Annotated in this window: 15 protein-coding genes; 6 read left to right on the plus strand and 9 right to left on the minus strand. The window is 38.9% G+C overall.

All coding sequences use genetic code 11. The annotated features are described in order from the left end of the window. Positions 1-52: 52 nt before the first annotated feature. Positions 53-1495: an ATP-binding protein gene (locus R3E32_24535; protein MEZ4887918.1), complete on the minus strand. Its 1443-nt coding sequence runs from the start codon at positions 1493-1495 to the stop codon at positions 53-55. Between the two features lie 432 nt (positions 1496-1927). Here R3E32_24535 and R3E32_24540 point away from each other — a divergent pair, with 432 nt between their 5' ends. The 3 genes from R3E32_24540 (at position 1928) to R3E32_24550 (ending at position 6885) form a co-directional block, all read left to right on the plus strand. Then, the gene (locus R3E32_24540; protein ID MEZ4887919.1) at positions 1928-2539 is read left to right on the plus strand and encodes a hypothetical protein; all 612 of its coding nucleotides are present in this window, start codon (positions 1928-1930) and stop codon (positions 2537-2539) included. Positions 2540-2603: 64 nt separating this feature from the next. Beyond that, positions 2604-5588 (plus strand): tetratricopeptide repeat protein, encoded by a 2985-nt coding sequence (locus R3E32_24545; GenBank protein ID MEZ4887920.1) that lies wholly within the window; start codon positions 2604-2606, stop codon positions 5586-5588. A 127-nt stretch (positions 5589-5715) separates the two neighbouring features. Continuing rightward, the gene (locus R3E32_24550; protein ID MEZ4887921.1) at positions 5716-6885 is read left to right on the plus strand and encodes a glycosyltransferase family 1 protein; all 1170 of its coding nucleotides are present in this window, start codon (positions 5716-5718) and stop codon (positions 6883-6885) included. A gap of 90 nt (positions 6886-6975) precedes the next feature. On the opposite strand, the gene R3E32_24555 is transcribed toward R3E32_24550, so the two are convergent. The 3 genes from R3E32_24555 to R3E32_24565 form a co-directional block, all read right to left on the minus strand. Next, on the minus strand, positions 6976-7200 hold the full coding sequence (locus R3E32_24555) for a hypothetical protein (protein ID MEZ4887922.1): 225 nt from the start codon (positions 7198-7200) through the stop codon (positions 6976-6978). Between the two features lie 106 nt (positions 7201-7306). Next, the gene (locus tag R3E32_24560) at positions 7307-7873 is read right to left on the minus strand and encodes a hypothetical protein (protein ID MEZ4887923.1); all 567 of its coding nucleotides are present in this window, start codon (positions 7871-7873) and stop codon (positions 7307-7309) included. Between the two features lie 579 nt (positions 7874-8452). Further along, positions 8453-8905, minus strand: a complete 453-nt coding sequence (locus tag R3E32_24565) for an Hsp20/alpha crystallin family protein (GenBank protein ID MEZ4887924.1) — start codon at positions 8903-8905, stop codon at positions 8453-8455. A 579-nt stretch (positions 8906-9484) separates the two neighbouring features. Here R3E32_24565 and R3E32_24570 point away from each other — a divergent pair. After that, on the plus strand, positions 9485-10165 hold the full coding sequence (locus R3E32_24570) for an iron-containing redox enzyme family protein (GenBank protein ID MEZ4887925.1): 681 nt from the start codon (positions 9485-9487) through the stop codon (positions 10163-10165). Positions 10166-10522: 357 nt separating this feature from the next. Beyond that, positions 10523-11335, plus strand: coding sequence for an ABC transporter ATP-binding protein (locus tag R3E32_24575; GenBank protein MEZ4887926.1), 813 nt, complete (start codon positions 10523-10525; stop codon positions 11333-11335). Between the two features lie 82 nt (positions 11336-11417). On the opposite strand, the gene R3E32_24580 is transcribed toward R3E32_24575, so the two are convergent. The 3 genes from R3E32_24580 to R3E32_24590 form a co-directional block, all read right to left on the minus strand. After that, positions 11418-12182, minus strand: coding sequence for a cyclase family protein (locus R3E32_24580; protein MEZ4887927.1), 765 nt, complete (start codon positions 12180-12182; stop codon positions 11418-11420). 142 nt (positions 12183-12324) lie between these two features. Then, positions 12325-12981: a pyridoxamine 5'-phosphate oxidase family protein gene (locus R3E32_24585; GenBank protein ID MEZ4887928.1), complete on the minus strand. Its 657-nt coding sequence runs from the start codon at positions 12979-12981 to the stop codon at positions 12325-12327. A 50-nt stretch (positions 12982-13031) separates the two neighbouring features. Then, the gene (locus tag R3E32_24590) at positions 13032-13718 is read right to left on the minus strand and encodes a hypothetical protein (GenBank protein MEZ4887929.1); all 687 of its coding nucleotides are present in this window, start codon (positions 13716-13718) and stop codon (positions 13032-13034) included. 304 nt (positions 13719-14022) lie between these two features. Between R3E32_24590 and paaA the strand changes: the two genes are divergently transcribed. After that, positions 14023-15015, plus strand: a complete 993-nt coding sequence (gene paaA / locus R3E32_24595; GenBank protein MEZ4887930.1) for a 1,2-phenylacetyl-CoA epoxidase subunit PaaA — start codon at positions 14023-14025, stop codon at positions 15013-15015. Positions 15016-15174: 159 nt separating this feature from the next. On the opposite strand, the gene R3E32_24600 is transcribed toward paaA, so the two are convergent. Continuing rightward, complete coding sequence (locus R3E32_24600) at positions 15175-16872, minus strand: Na/Pi cotransporter family protein (protein ID MEZ4887931.1); 1698 nt, start codon at positions 16870-16872, stop codon at positions 15175-15177. A gap of 385 nt (positions 16873-17257) precedes the next feature. Next, the gene (locus R3E32_24605) at positions 17258-17632 is read right to left on the minus strand and encodes a type II toxin-antitoxin system VapC family toxin (protein MEZ4887932.1); all 375 of its coding nucleotides are present in this window, start codon (positions 17630-17632) and stop codon (positions 17258-17260) included.

Here is a 17632-nt window from a genome sequence, read left to right on the forward strand (position 1 = left end):
CTCCTCAAATATGCGGTAAAAATAAACTCCCCCATTCGATTTCTTTTGGGCTTCAACTAATAACCCGAACTTCCTCAAACAAATGTTCAATTTGTAATTGATTGGTAACGATACTCAAATAATATTTGTTCTTTTTGACTCCTAGGGTTGTTAGAAAAGTAAGAAATACATTTTTTGGGGTTTTGGTTTGTGTCTTAAAAACTTCCACTTTTTGCTGCAATTGCAGTGCATAGGATGGGTTGATTTCAAAAATTTGGTTGTAGAATTTCAATTCAAAAATGTTGATGCAATTGTCGCTTCGGTCAATCACCAAGTCAATTTGTGTTCCCTTTGTTGAGTCATCGCCCCTATAAGACCAGGTAAAATCATTTGTGACGATTCCATGAATCCCCAAAGCCTGCTTAATGGGTTGAATGTGTCTAAGGCAAAGATTCTCAAAAGCATATCCCAACCAAATTTTGTAGGTATTTTGATTGGAAAGATACAACCAACTGTTATTTAATTTGTTGTTTTTCAGAAACTTAAAATAAAAAAGTGTGTATTCATCCATCAAACGATACAAAGACTTTCCTGTCTTTGGATAATACGCATAAACCTGCTCTACAAAACCACACTCTATCAATTCTTTCAAGGCTCTACTCAATCCCCCTCCGCTGTTAATTTGGGCTTGCTCAATGATTTCAGAGCGAATCAAGCCCTTGTTTTTGGTCGATAAAACAGCTACGATTTGCTCATGCAACTCGCTGTTTTTGAAGAGGGCAGCATAGAGGTTGTCAAATTCTTGTTTCAGACTTGCTTGTCTGACAAAGAATAAATCATCTAAAATTTGCGGGATACTTTTACCCGCTTTCACATTTCTCAAATAAAAAGGAATTCCTCCAATGCACATATACAGTTGAGCCATATCTTTCAGCGTCAAATGAACATTTTTGCTCTCCAACAACATTTTCGTTTCGTGTAGCGTGAAAGGCATTAATTGAATATGGACGGTGACACGGTTGTGTAAACCTCCTGTATCATTGATGACCTTTTTTATCATCCATGAAGCTGCCGAACCACAAATCACCAGAATAATATCCTCCCGTTTGGTACAATACTGATTCCAAAAGTTATCCAATGCTGCCAAAAATCCTGAACGGGGCGTTTCAAACCAAGGTATTTCATCCAAAAAAACCACCTTTTTACCATCTCCTTTTAGCGTATTGAGGTACAGTTTTAGCTGAGAAAAGGCTTGCAGCCAAGTTTTAGGAGGTAGGGTTGGCTTCCCATTTGTGTTGGTTTCTTGAAGAGTCAGCCAAAAGTTCTCCAATTGTTGCCCAAAGCTTTTATTGTGCAAACCGCTACATTCAAACACTATGTGCTTTTTATAGACTTCACGCACCAAAAAGGTTTTTCCCACCCTTCTTCTGCCATAAACCGCTACAAATTCTGCTTCCTCTTTTTGCAAGAGCGATTCTAATAATAAGATTTCTTCTTTTCTACCAATGACTTTCATTCGATTCCATATTTTATAATTCGCCAAAAAATACTAAAAAGTAACATTTTTGGCAAGATATAAGTTTTATAACTTGCCAAAAATATTAAAAAATACAGTCTTTTGGCAACTTTGGTAGAGTCTATAAAGTCTTCGATGAAGCAAATAAACTCTTTACTCCAAATAAAATCAAACTACTTTAAAAGCACTTGCAACACCTCCAATAGATTCCAAAAAAGGAATTCAGGAGTGTTGCTAAAAACTATTCAAGTATTTTTTTTATCTTTATTAAATAAAAATAGACTTGTGGGTACTTTTGAAGACTTGATTACTCAAAAATCCACACCTTAAAAAAAAAATAAATTCGCACCTTCATTCCAAAACCCTCATTCTATACGTCTAATACAAAGAAAGTTCTATCGAACAATACATTAAACCAAAAACCTCCTACAAATGAAACAGTTATTCATCTTTTTTGCTTTTTGCATGATGGCGTTTTTACCCAATTATTTAGCCGCACAAGACAAAAACGACAAACCCCTTGATGCGAAAAAAGACACCATCAAATACCTTGGTATTTTAGGTTCACAAACCCATTCGGGTTCAGAATGTGGACACAACCGAGCTTCTACTGGCAAAAAACCGCATTTTAGGATTCTCATTGTGGATCTCGACATCACAAAAATTCCCGCTGAAGAAGTGGAAGCCATGAGTTTTCAAAGTAGTATCAAAGCAGAAATCACTGCTCCTTACAAAAAAACGCATACCTTCAAGTTTGATAAAAAAGGAAAGGGAAAAATTAGTCCTGATTGGGAAATTGAAGTTCCATGTTATGCTCAAGCAGCTAACTTCACCATTGAACTTACCTACAAAGACAAAAAAAGTGGGAAAATCAAACCTTTGAAAATCAATGGTGAAAGTAACCAATTGAAGTTATTGGTAGATTTTACCAAAGAAAAAGTGTATGCTCCAGACCAAAGCAAAACATTCTTGGGGTCTTTCAATAAAAAACTCAATGCGCTGGGCGATAAAAATAGCACTGCTTTGAAGGTAATGGTTGAATAAGCGACTCTATTTCAACGTTTCAGTATTCTTACAAAAGCCATATTCTATCAATAATAAACAACCATTGATAAAAGACCTTTTTCTGTCAGCAGAAAACTACTTCAACGAAGCAAAGTATCCATCGGCCATTGATGCCCTTTTGCAAGCTTCTGAACTAGCCCAACAAATAGCTGATTGGGAGGCCTATGTGCGGGCGCAGAACGAATTGGGTATTGTGCATAAATACCTTTCTAAATATGAAAATGCGTTTGCCTATCTTTTTGAAGCCCAAAAAGCAGGAGAAAAACACCTTTCAGTAAACAACTTCAATATCGCTCAAACCTATGATATGCTTGGATGTGTGTATGGAGATGAACACAAATACGAGCAGAGCAATGAATGTTTTTTGAAGGCATTGACCATTCTCCAACAAACGACAAACTATCAGCGTGAATTGGCGAATACCTACAACAACTTGGGTTGGTGCCTAAGTGAAATGGGTAAGTACACAGAATCTCTTGATTACCATCAATCTGCTCTCAAAATTCGACTAAACACCATTGAACAATATCCCAACGAAGTCGCACAGACTTACAACAACATGGGAGCTTGTTACATTTTCATTGGTGACACCAATACAGCCTTGATTTATTACCAAAAGGCCCTGCAAATTTGGCTCAATACTTATGGTGAAAAACATCCACAAACTGCTCTTGCTTACAACAATATAGGATTGGGCTACAGCCAACAAGCCGACTTCAAAATGGCGATTCAATACTACGAAAAAGCACTTCAACTCCGAACCGATGTATTTGGAGAAACACACCCACTTGTTGCTCAATGCTTTGAAAACATTGCCTATTGCTTGATGAAAATGGAACGCTTCAATGAGGCACTTGAAGGCTATCAAAAAGGGCTGCAAATTAGGCGTGCTGTTACGCATGAAAACCACCCTTCTTTGGTCAAAATATATCGAAACCTAGGAGCTTGTTACCTCGAAATGAATCAGCCAGATATTGCCTTTCAATACCTCACCAAAGCCCTGCAAATACACCAGCAAGTGCCAGAGCAACAAGTCGAAAAAATCGTTATTTACAACACCCTCGGCAAGTATTATGATGATACCCAACAATATACCCAAGCAATTGAAGCCTTTCACATTGTATTGAAAAGTGCCATTCCTTCCTTCAATGAGGACGATGTATATGCGGTTCCTTCTTTGGAAAAATACTATCACGGAATCAAATTGGGCTATGCGCTGAACTACAAAGCCAAAATTTTTCTGGCTCAATACCTCCAAAATGACACCAACCGTGATTTGATAACTGCCTTGACGTATTTCAAAAAATCTATTCAAGTATTGAACGAAAACCGCAGAAGGTACAAAACTGAAGATTCCAAGCTTATTCATGCAAAATTGGTGATTGGCACGTATGAGTATGCCATTTTTGCGGCTTACTTGCTGTACAAAAAGACGCAAAACCACGATTATTTCCACACTGCTTTTGCCTTTGCAGAACTGAGCAAAAGTTATGTATTGTTTAGCAAACTCAAGGAAGCAGCGGCCAAAATTAGCGCACACATTCCAACAGAAATCCTTCAGAAAGAGCAAAATCTGCAAACAGAAATGGCTGCTTTGGACAAACGCATCCAACAGCTAAAACTGCAAATTAACAACCAAACAGCTAACCCTGAGCAACAAAAAATGGTTAATTATTTGCAAGGAAAATACTTCGACATCAGCTTTCAATACGACCAAATCATTGAAGAAATCGAGCAAAATTATCCTCAATATTACCAACTCAAATATGACCTCGAAACGGCTCACGCTGCAAATATTCAACAACAACTGCAACCCCAAAAAACGCTTGTCAACTATTTTGTAGGAGCTAAAAACCTGTTTATTTTCGCCATCTCAAAGCATCAGTTTCACTTTCACCATCTCCCCAAACCCGATGATTTGAACGATACCATTGAGTACATTCACGATGCAATCGGAATGGGCGACGAAGAAGATTTGAAGGATTTGGGAGAACAGCTATTTGAGCAATTATTAGAGCCTATTTTGGAGGAAGAACCTCATTGTCAGCAATTGGTGATTATTCCCGATGATTGTTTGCACAGGCTTCCTTTCGATATTTTGGCACGATGGACGTTGGATGAGGAAGAAAACACATTCAGAAATTTTAGTAACACATCTCTACAAAACATCCCCAAAGATTCAAACACACAAACACATAAACACTATTTAATTGAATCCTTCCAAATTTCTTACCATTACTCTGCAACCTTATGGTTTGATGGTCAAAAAAACAAAAAAGCAACAGGGCAAGCAGGCAGCTTTTTAGGAATCGCTCCCATCAATTTTGACGAAATCACCCAAGAGGAAACATCTCAAAACACAAATATTACCTTCAAATCCGACTTCAATGCAGGCGGAAAATTAAAAGAACTCACCGACTCCAAGGCTGAAATCCAAAAAATCCACCAACTTTTCACCCAACACAAATTACCTTCAACTGCCCTACTTTATGACCAAGCCACCAAGCAAAACTTCATCCAAAACCTTGTAGATAAAAAATACATTGTGCTTTCGTCACACGGTTTTTACAACGAAGAAAATCCTTCACTATCAGGGATTTATTTTGCGAGGAGTCAGAAATCAGAAAACGTACAAAACCATCCAATATCCAATGCCCCATCACCAATTAGCCATCACCAATCACTATCAGGAGAAGAAAGAAAGCTCTACATTTCAGATACTTTTCACTTACCTTTAAATGCAGATTTGGTGGTCTTAAGCAGTTGTGAAAGCGGAATTGGAGAATTGCAGAAAGGAGAAGGAATGTTGGCATTGAATCGGGGATTTTTGTACGCAGGAGCCAGCAACATCATTTACTCCCTTTTCAAAGTACCCGATGCAGCCAGCCAATTGACTCCCAATTTTTTCCGCTATGTTTTGGAAGAAAATTGCAGCTATGCCGCCGCTCTTCAAAAAGCCAAATTGGATTTGATGGCAGAGGGTCAAGAACCTTTGTATTGGGCAGGATTTGCATTGGTCGGGAGGTAGACTGGTGATTTGATTTTGAAAACACTACAAGGGGTAGAAAAATTGTCAAAGAACCCAAAAATCAAAACCTTATCTTTGTTTTTCTTCTCACTCAACATTCAGCTTTCATCCTTCAAAATAAACGTCCATGAAAATCGGTTTCGATGCCAAAAGAGCATTCTTCAACAACACAGGACTCGGCAATTACAGCCGCACCCTCATCAAAAGTTTGGTCAAATATTATCCTGACAATCAATATATATTGTATAGCCCCAAATCTATTCAAAATTCTCCTTTTGCAGAAATACAAAACTTCAAAAACATAGAAGTCAAAATACCCCAAACTCGTTTTCAAAAACTCTTTGACGGCAGTGTTTGGCGTAGCCTGCAATTGGGCAATCAAATCAAATCCGACCAATTGGATATTTACCACGGATTGAGCCACGAACTCCCTCGCAATATTCACCGAAGTCGCCCCCAAACCAAAAACATTGTCACGATTCACGATCTCATTTTCCTACGTTATCCCGACCTGTACTCCAAAATTGACCGCCTCATTTATCGTCAAAAATGGAAATACGCTTGTCAACAAGCCGATAAGGTCATTGCTATCAGCGAACAAACCAAAAGCGACATCATCGAATTTTTGGGCATTGAAGCCAGCAAAATTGAAGTCGTTTACCAAGGCTGTCACCCCAGTTTTTACGACTACAATGATGCTATTTTTCTGCAACACGGATTGTTCAAACAAGACAACATTGAAGTTCCCTATGATTTGCCCGAAGAATACATCTTGTATGTCGGTTCCATCACCGAACGCAAAAACCTCCTGACCATTGCCAAAGCACTCCACATCATGAAAGGCAGCCTAAATCCACATTTGGTAGTTGTTGGTGACGGCGGTGCTTACAAACAGCAAGTTGTGAACTACTTGCAGCAGCATGGACTCCAAAAATCGGTTACATTCCTCAGCAACATTCCCAATGAACATTTGCCGAATATCTACCGCAAGGCATTGGTGATGGTTTACCCCTCACTGTTTGAAGGTTTTGGCATTCCGATTATTGAAGCATTGTTTAGCCGAACTCCTGTGATTACATCTGACAACGATTGTTCTTGTTTTCGAGAAGCGGCAGGTGAAGGTGCATTGTATGTCAATCCTTTGGATGCAGAGGAATTAGCCCATGCAATTGAAGAAGCCATGACCAATGGTGCAGTCCGTATTCAGTTAATGGCAAATGGATGGAACCATGTGGATCAATTTCGAGAGGAGGAAGTCGTGGGGAGAATGATGGAGGTTTATCAAGGAATTACTTAACACAAACACTAGAACAATCTTGGATTTATGACAAAATCTGTGAAATGAAACTTCCTGATTATAACGGATTGCTGTGATAACGATACCCCCCTAAAGAAGCAGCGATGAACAAATTCTGCAACCAGTCTTGATGATAGACAAATCTGTTGAGCCTAGCCGCAGGGCTGATTCATCCCACGCCTGTACACAAGAGGGTGAAAAATTATGGAAGAGTGCAAAAACTCTGAAATTATGGGTAGTGCTAAGTACATCTCCATGAAACATTTGGGAGTTGTTGGCATGTCTATTCATTGCCCTCATGGATCTATCTATCATGTTGGAGGTTTTGTGTGCTTTGGGAAAGTCAAAATGTGCTAACCACTTGTTTTTCTTTTTACAGAGTTTAAGAATATTGTCTTTGATGGGGCAGCAGGGCACATTGTTAGATGCCCATTCCCGAAGCCTTCTTATATGTTGTGCAAATTGTCTTTTTGAAGTAAGTTCGATAAGCCTTCCACACCTTATCTGCTGCTGTATTGTAATAGTCTTGTACTTTTTTTGTAGCTCTATCTCTAATTTTTAGAACGGCGTGTAAGAAACATTCAATGACTTGAACATTTGGATAGAGTTTTTGCCATGTGTTCTGTGTGGCTGTCCACCCATCTGTGTTTACTGTATTGGGTTGATAGTCTGATGATACATCCTCTGCTTCTTGTTTGAATACACCGTAAGCTTCTTCCAAAGAATCTGCATCTGCGCCAGAAGAAACTTTCATGCCCAAAAAACAGTTTTGCCCAACAGTTGTAGCCACATAAGCTTTTTTACCTTGTATTTTTACATGGTATTCATCTGCTAAAACATCGGAAGGTAATTTTTCTGGATCATGTAGGGTTGTGCCTACAATACTATAATCACTAAAACAATTATAGAGGCGATACCACCACATTGCATTGTATCCAAAAACAAATGCCAATGCCCAAAAAGGAACACCGAATCGCTTTAAAAACAAGCTTTTAGAAGCTACATCTGTTTTCGCTTTGCAATAAGACAGAATGAAACTTGGACGTATTTGATAATTTTGTCCCTATACTTCTATTTTTCGCATTTGGATGTCCATTTTTTTGGACAGCCGAGTTTTGCCGTTAAGCACATAACCTTTAGTCATTTGTGCAGGAAATAACTCAGGGCTTGTTGCCCATATTTCACTAATTATTTGGTGAGCTATTTTTGGATCTTTTAAAAATGAATCGTATTTAAAATGGGCAATACAATTGTACAATTTTTCTTAATTTTAGATGCCATTGAGTTTGGTTTGTCCTTTAAACATAAACATTTTCAGTGGCCTTTTTTTATCACAGTAATCCGTTATAATCAGCAATTGAAAATGCAATTTACTCATAACCAAATGTTTACTTTTTTTGTCTTTCTACTTATGTCTTTCGTCCAAAGACAAAAAAGAAAGGCGACCAACCTTTGACAGTTAGCCGCCTTTCACCTTCATTCAATTCAACCTAAATCAATCCCACAAACTGGAATCATTCCTAATTAAACCCTTTAAAACACTTACTCTTATCTTATTATCAATTTTTTACGAAATTTCAATCGTTTTCGGTTTTACTTCTTCTTTCACCAATTTTGGCAAACTCAAAGAAAGGATACCATTGTTGTAAGAAGCGGCAATGTTGTCACTGTTCACATTTTCGGGGAGGTAGAAAGAGCGTTTGAAGCTGGTGAAACCAAACTCTTTGCGGGTATATTTTCTGCCGTTTTTGTTGCCTTCTTCTGTGTTTTCCGTTTTTTTCTCAGCAGAAATGGTCAATAAATCCTTTTCTACATTCACATCGAAGTCGCCTTTTTCTAATCCTGGAAGTGCTACTTCAATCAAGAAATCGGCATCACTTTCAGAAACGTTTACACCTGTATGTCCGTTCACTCCATTTGTTGTAGGAAATTCTCCTTTAAAGAAATCGTCAAAAAATCTGTTGATTGTAGGACTGTACTGTGCATTTGCTGTTACGGGCATGAATCTTTTAATTCTCATGGTTATTACAATTTATGTTTGTTTGAAAATAAATTTTTGTCTTACACCTCTCTATTATCAAACAGAGTACCAAGTGAATTTTTTTTTCTTCTTCAAAGAATCATTTTTTGTCTTAATGAACTGACTATTAAATTATTATGTTCTTTTCTGCAATTTTTTGCGTAGAAATGATAGATTCTTTGATGTGACAAAAAAGCAATGTCAATGACATTATGGCATAAATATTGATTGTTTACTGTCATTTTGACATAAAGAATCATTTTTTGACTACCAAGCTGTTGATAAGTTAAGTATTGGGTTAGTTGAAGACAAGAAAATGAAGTGGTTTAATTTACAAAACATTGAAGTGAACCTAAACTTTCCACTCCTTACCTTCAAAACTTTAGTTGCACTCACCTTTGGTCAAATTACCACATTCCCCCAATCTTTTGTATTTTCACTTTCACAAAACATCGCCGAAACAAACAAATGAAAGATAGGTAAAACTCCACAATGCTTTGCTTCAAAAATAAGCCTTGAACAAACACACAAAAGAATCAGTTTAACCATCAAACAATTGAGCCATTTAACAATCCTTTCATGACCAAATATTTCAAAAATTTAGAAGATTCGCTAAGAGGGGGAATCAATCAAATCCTAGAACACCCTTTTTTGCAGCGCATTGCAGATGCCTCGTTAACCAAGTCTCAACTGCAATATTTCGCCAAACAATACAGCATTTACTGCTACTATTTTCCTCGCTTTTTAGCGGCAACAGCTGCCAATATTCCCTACGATGAAGCCCGAATGCCGATTATCGAAAACCTGTGGGAAGAACATGGTGAAGGCAAAATGTCGAAATCGCACCGAACGCTTTACAACAGCTTTGCAGCATCGCTTGGGGTGAGTGCAGACGAATTGAAGCAAGCGCAACCTTTGGCTTCAACACAGGCTTGTGTCACCACCTTATTTGATCTTTGCCTCAATGGAAGTTTTATCGAAAGTTTGGGTGCTTTAGGGCCTGGAACAGAGTTTTTTACCTCCGAAGAATACAGCATCATCGCAAACGGCTTGGCGAAATACGATTTTTTGACGGACGAAGACATTGAGTTTTGGACGGTGCATATCAGCCTCGACGAAACACACTATTCCGAAATGGTGGACATTCTGGTGCCGTATGCGGATAGCAAAGAAAACCGAGATTTGATTCGAGAAGGGGCGGAGGCTGCAATAGAATTGGAGTTGTCGTTTTGGGATGGATTGGAGCAGTATTTGGATTAGAATCTTGATGTGTTAATGTTTTTTTGTGTTGAAGTGTTCGTATTTTTAAGTAGTCAAACTGAAGACTTAGAACATAGTCATAAGAATTGATTTTGATTTTTTTATGACATAAAAATGATCACTCTGAATACAATTGGACTTTTGACAAAAGAAGTAGGAAGCAAGAGGTGAGATATAAAAAATTGATAATCAAAATCTTAACTTTTTGATTCAGTTAAATGCAAATCGCTAACTATCAACAAATTAAGCCCCTACTTCTTGTGTCTTTGCTCTCTCGTTCAAAGTCTAAAATACATACGCCAAGAGTTATAAGTCACTCCTCCAACCTAATAAACCAATACAAAAAACAAAAAAAACATGTTCAAAGACACAGAAAACGCAAACATCATCGAACTTAGAAACATCGGACAAAGTTACGATGGAGGACAGAATTGGATCATCAAAGACTTCAATATGCTCATTGAAGACAAGCCCAATCAAGGGCAATTCATTTGCATATTGGGAGTATCAGGTTGTGGCAAATCTACGATATTACGCTACATTGCAGGGCTGCAAAAACCGACAGAAGGAGAGGTATTCTTAAATGGAAAACCAAGAAGTGAGAAAGACCGTATTGGAATGGTCTTTCAAAAATATTCTTCCTTGCCGTGGATGACCGTCCTTGAGAATGTAGCTTTGGGATTGAAGTACAAGGGTGTACCACGCAAAGAACGAGAAGAAAAAGCCATGGAAATCATCAAAACAGTGGGGTTGGTAGGACATGAAGGAAAGTATGCCCAATATCCTACGCTTTCGGGTGGACAATTGCAGCGGGTCGCCATTGCTCGAAGTTTGTTGGTCAATCCCCAAATCCTGCTCATGGACGAACCTTTTGGTGCATTGGACATCAACACCCGTCTGAGGATGCAAAACATGCTCAAAGACATCTGGGCAGAAATTCACCCAACCATCATTTTTGTGACACATGACATTGCAGAAGCAGTATATTTGGCAGACGAAATTTACATCATGAAGTCTGTCCCTTCCCAAATCATTCACCGCCTAGATGTTGATTTACCTTTGGTGCGAGATCGGTCAGTAAAGCGCGACCCCCGATTCATTGACATGGTGTATGATATTGAAGACAAGATGATTAACCTACACAAAGAAGCAGGGATTACGTATCTTTGAAAGGAGATTTTGGAAGTTTAACTGTTAGAAAATAATCGTGTTAAGAACCTAATAACCAGTTTCTAATCAATAAATCACTATCCTAATCCTCCATCATTGCCACTACTCTGGCGGGCGCAGCCGATGCGCCGACAATCTTCAATGGGAAAACCGCTACTTTGAAGCCCGTCAATGGTAGTGCATCTAGATTGGTCAATTGCTCGACGTGGCAATATTCCTTGTCACGCCCCACCAAATGTGCCTCCCAAAACAGGTCAGGGTCGTTCGTTTCCTTCGCTTTTTGAATCAAATGAGGAAGCGGCAAATCCCAGCCCCATTGGTCAATGCCCATCACCTTAATGCCTTGGTCAATCAGCCATTCGGTTGCCTCTGCGCTCATGCCTGTTCCTTTTTTGAAGAAATCTTGTGTTCCCATCAGCTTATCCCGCCCCGTTTTAATCAAGACAATCATGCCTTTTTGCAGCGTCAAGTTGTGTTGTTGTAGGAAATCTTGGATGTCTTTTTGGCTAATCGCTTCAAAATCGGCTTTGTGCTTCATGTCTATCACCATTCCTTCTCCAAAACACCACTCCAAAGGCACTTCGTCAATCGTTTTGGCAGGTTTGCCTTCGCAAGTAGGGGCATAGTGCCACGGTGCATCGAGGTGAGTCGTAGAGTGAACACCCATTTTCTGGATGCTATCATCTGCCCAACCCACAAAACCTTTGGGAAACAGTTTGAAGGGTAAACCAAACAAACGAATCAACCATTTGGCTTTTTTATGGGGTTTGTGCTTGATTTTGACCTTCATGAAAAAAGGGTCGCCACTGTTGTACTGTATTGGTTTGGAAAGATCAATGATTTTCATGTTTTTGGTGTTGATTGCATTGAAAATTAGCGTTCATCGCAGGTTTTAGAAGAAGGAGACTTTTGAAGTTTATTCTGAAAGATATTGAATGTTTGAAAATCAGCCTATTCTCAATTAAAAACTTCAAAAGTCTTTGATGTGTTTAGCGGTTCTGGTTCACCTCCATAAACTGCCGCACGCTCTCACTCATTTCAATTCCTTCCTTATTCAGTGGATCCGAAATAGGCGTTTGATATACTTTTTTGATTGGCAAAACTCCCGCCCAAACATCTAATTCGTAGTCCTCCTTGTCATCAGCAGGGCCACCCGTTCGGATTTTGGCAGAAGCCTCTTCAATTGGGATTTTGAAAACGTGCGTGGCTTTCAGTTCATTGTCTTTCGTTGGACGTACTTCCTCCCAACGTCCTACAATGATGTGGTCAGAAACGGCCTTCAGTGCTGCCTCTTTTTCGGCTTTGTTTTCAATGAGTTGCGCCTTACCAAACACTACCACCGAACGATAATTGGCAGAATGGTGAAAGCCCGAACGAGCCAACACCAAACCATCGGTAATCGTGACAGTCAGGCATATATCTACTTCTTTCTTCAATTCACTCAACATTCGGCTCGTAGCTGCGCCATGAACGAGGAGGTAGTCATCCTTTCTGCCATACAAGGTCGGAATGACCACAGGATAACCCTGATGCACAAATCCGATATGACACACAAATTCGGCATCTAAAATGGAATAAATGGTTTCTAAATCGTACTGCCCTCTCTTGGGAATTCTCTTAACTTTTGTTCGGTCGGTGATGTTCATTTTGTTAATATGAATTTTTTGTTAGAAATGATATTCATTTCCTTCTTTCTTCATATTTTGGATAACAAGCCCCAAATAAACGGAAATTTATTGGCATTTTCGCCTATCCATTCCACCAAATCCTTCAAATAGTGATTGCTAATCTGAATCGTTCCGACATCTTCGGTCAGTCGAATCAATTGCCATGCTTCTTCAATCAATTGATTGCGAATGTCTTTGTTATTCATTGCAGAGAGCGGTATCAAAATGTCTTTGTGACTCAAAAAATACAATCTTTCTTTTTGAAACCGTTCTATTCCTTCTGGAGTATTGCAAAACATACGCAAGATTTCAAGTACATCTGCATCGTAAACAATTTGTCCCCAGCTATTTGCTTCTTCTTTTTTAGAAATAAAATCGGCTACTGTTCGGCAATAATCACCTGATTTTCCTTTTTGCTGCAAATAGTGAAAACACAAATCAGCACTTTCTGACTCCCAAAAATCCTGACCATTTCCTTCTCTAGCTGTATCGTGAAAAGCGATTGCAGTACGTACTGCTTCAAAATCGACATCCAAATCGAAGGTGATAGCATAGTATCTTGCCAGACATTCTCCCAAAACCAAGGTTCTTGAGATGTGTCTTCTACCGTGAATACCCGTAATGTCAAAGCTCTTTTCATGGGCTTCGTAAAAAGGAGCAATGTATTCTGCAAATTCTTGCTGGAAAGCATTGAAAGAGAGGGAAATATTTTTCATTAAAAGTGTTTTTTTACTTAAAAACTTGGTACACCCTAACAACGGAATGGGGGCATAAATTGAAGTAAATTAAAGTGAACAAGATTGTTTGAAACTCGACTCACAAAATTGGTGAAAAATAAGTAATTATTGTAATTTGAGGAAAACTTCAAAAACCTTTCACCGTATTTTCTTCAAATAAAAATGACAACAGACTAGCGTTTGTTAGTTATTCTGCAAACAATATGTTATTTTTGTCGTTATAAATGTTCAGATTGAAGCTCAACAAACTCCAATCTTTTTATTCAAATCAATCATCAAAATTATGTACGGAGGCGGATATATCCATCAAGTAGATACAAAAAATAGAGGTGCTGCCCTGCCCGAAGATCCTGAAAAGTTGGCAGCGTTTGAGGCATGTATAGAGCGTGGTGAAAAAATTGAGCCAACGGATTGGATGCCTTACGAATACCGTCGGCAATTGACCCGAATGATTGAGCAACATGCTCACTCCGAAATAATGGGAGCTTTGCCCGAAGGTACATGGATTACCCGTGCGCCTAACTTCAAACGTAAATTGGCTTTGATAGCCAAGGTACAGGATGAAATTGGTCATGCACAGTTGCTTTATTCTGCTGCTGAAACACTTGGAAAACCTCGTGAGCAGATGATCAATGACCTTCTAAGTGGCAAATCGAAATATTCCAATGTGTTCAACTATCCTGCTGAAACTTGGGCAGATGTAGCCGTGATTGGTTTTTTGATTGACGCAGCGGCTATCGTGAATCAGTTGGCGAATGCTAAAGGTTCTTACGGGCCTTACAGTCGGGCATTGAGGCGAATATGTGCTGAAGAATCTTTTCATTTGAAGCAAGGATATGAAGCATTTGTATATTTGGCTACGGGCAGCGAGACTCAAAGAGCCATGTTGCAGGATGCAGTGAATCGTTGGTGGAAACCGATTATTCACTTTTTTGGTCCTCCTGATAAGCAGTCTATTCACAGCGAGAAGTTGATGAAATGGAAGGTGAAAATGGCTTCAAACGACGATATGCGAAACCAATTTTTTGACCAATATGTTCCCAAAGTCTTAGAACTTGGCATTACGATTCCCGACCCCAACTTCCGCAAAAACGAGGAGACAGGAGAATGGGAATTTAGCGACCCCGATTGGAGTGAGTTTTATAGAGTTATCAATGGCGATGGTCCCTGCAATGAAGAACGAATGGCTGTCAGACGCTGGGCGGAAGAACATGGTGAATGGGTGAGAAAAGCATTGATGAAACCAAACGAAAAGTATGCAATCCCTTTGGCATAAATAGTTAGTAAAGAACCATATATTAAGGCTATTGAAGAGAGGACTCCTTTTTCTTTCAGAGATATACCTTTCTAATTCTATTCAAATACTTAGGAATTTTACAAAGAAGGTTCAGGCTTCACGGCTTGGACCTTTTTTCGTTTGCTATTCTGTTTACAATCACTTCAATCCTGCAATGGCTTCATTCACATTTACTACATGGTCGCCTACCTTCTCCGCATCGTTTACACAGTTGAGGAAAGCAATGCTTTCCCGAATCCCATATTTAGCCTTTTCGACTCTTTTGTAATAGGCTACAACTAATTCATCCCGCAATAGATTGATTTGTTTTTCTTGGGCATATACTTGTTCCAGATGAATTTTCTGAAATGAACCACTCATGTTGAGGTTCATCTGTTTGATAGCTGTATGAACCAATTCTAATAAAGCTTTGATTTTCAGTAGAAATTCTTCTGGAAACTCTAAGTCTCGTTTTTTCATATTCTCCAATTGCAGTGTCATTTGGTAGAAAATATCCCCCATTCGCTCCATGTCATTTACTACTTTTAGCATGGCTCTAATACGCATTGAAGCCTGATTGCTAATATCTGCTGAGGCAATTTGGGCCAAAAAGTCGCTGATTTTTTCTTGCAGTAAATCCGTAGCCTCCTCTCTTTCTTTCAGTTTTTCCATCAATCTTTCAGGTCTTTTCACCTTCTGAAACATAAGCGATTGTACATTGCCACTCATTCTTTCAATCAGCTTTCCAAATTCTTGAACTTCCATCAGTGCTTCATTGATGGCCAATTCCGAAATAGGAATATAACCACTGTTGATGTATTTGAGGCTATAAGTAGTGTTGCCCTTTTCAGGCATTAGGTAAATAATAAGACGTGCAAGTAGAGGGATAAATGCTACTTGTAATAGTACATTTGCAATATTGAAAACGGTATGGAAAAGGGTGATGCCCGTGGTTGCATTCATCAAATCAGAAGCGTTGGGCATAGTAGAATTAACAATTTCTTTGCCGAAGATGTAGAAGTGTAAAGTGCCTATCCAACTCAAAAATAAAGGAAATATGAGCAGAACCCAAGTAACACCTATTACATTGAACAACAAATGAAAACGTGCAGCTCTTCGTGCATGAATATTGCACACCATTGCGGCAATATTGGCTGTAATAGTAGTGCCGATATTTTCTCCCAGGACCATTGCTGCTGCCAATGGAAAATCTATCCATCCTTCGGCTACCATCACCATTGTCAGTGTGATAGATGCACTAGAAGACTGCAAAACCATGGTGAGAAGTGCGCCTACACCTACAAAGAAAAGCACCGAAAGAAAGCCTGAATCCGTAAAATTATTCAGGAAGGCAAGCATATCAGGGTTTTCTCCAATATTGGGAAAGCTATCTTTGAGTAACTCTAAACCCAAAAACAAGATGCCAAATCCCATCACGAATTCGGCTACATTGCGCCATCTTTCATTAGAGGAAAATAAGAAAGGGAAAAAAATGCCAATTAAGGCGATTGTAATGGGTTGGATTTTTAGCGTAAAACTGAAAAGGGTCAGCCATGCGGTAATAGTAGTCCCTATATTGGCTCCCATAATGATTCCCATTGCCCCTACAAAAGTCAATAACCCAGCATTTACAAAACTTACCACCATTACCGTAATCGCAGAGGAAGATTGTACTGTCATAGTGGTTAACAAGCCTGTGAAAATTCCACTCAGGCGGTTATTGGTCATGGATTTGAGTATGCGTCGAAGGTTATGTCCAGCAGCTTTCTGCAAACCCTCACTCATCACTTTCATGCCGTATATGAAAACCCCAATTGAACCAACGATTTGTAGAAGCCCAATTAATATTGCAATCATTCTCACAAAAGTATCAAAAGATATGCGTTTGTAGCTAAGAGAAAGCTGTTAAGTTTATGTTAAGGTTTAGAATAGTACAAGGTGCAGTCATTGAATCTCAAAAGACACAAAACAAAAGAACTACTCAAAATAACAAGAAAGACCAATCTTTTTTACATCTTTAATTTTCAAACATCTAAACTGAAAACTATAGCAAGCAGCCCAATCAGACGATTCTTACCAAAAAGATTTAGAAGAATTTTTGAAGTCCAAAGAGAAGAAATTGAAGGATTTGAAGCAGGTGTTGTCGTTCCAACCGTTGTCAAAGTCTGCGACTGTTGACAAGGTTTGCGAAACTTTGACGACGGTTGTAAAACCTCGTCAACAGTTGAACGGAAATGCCGCCCTATCTCCAGATCTTTGCAATCGCATATCTATCGAACTTATTATCAACAGATAAAACGGGCAAGTCCTCTGACATAGCTTGAGCAATAATAAGTCTATCAAAAGGGTCTCTATGAAAAAGAGGCAGTTGGGTATAAACCTCCAAATGATTCAAGTTGATGGAGAGAATTTGAATTTCAGAAGGAACAAGCGTAGTAATTGGAACAGTTATTCGCAGTTTTCCAATGTTCACTTTCACTGCAATTTCCCACAAACTCGCAATACTTAAAAGTTTGACATTGGAGGGGTTCTCTATCAAAGCACGATTTTCAGCACCCAATTCATCCCTTCCCCAAATGTACCATAAGAAAGTATGTGTATCTAATAAAATTTTCAT

It is taken from the genome of Chitinophagales bacterium (assembly GCA_041392475.1).
Taxonomy (GTDB): Bacteria; Bacteroidota; Bacteroidia; order Chitinophagales; family UBA2359; genus JAUHXA01.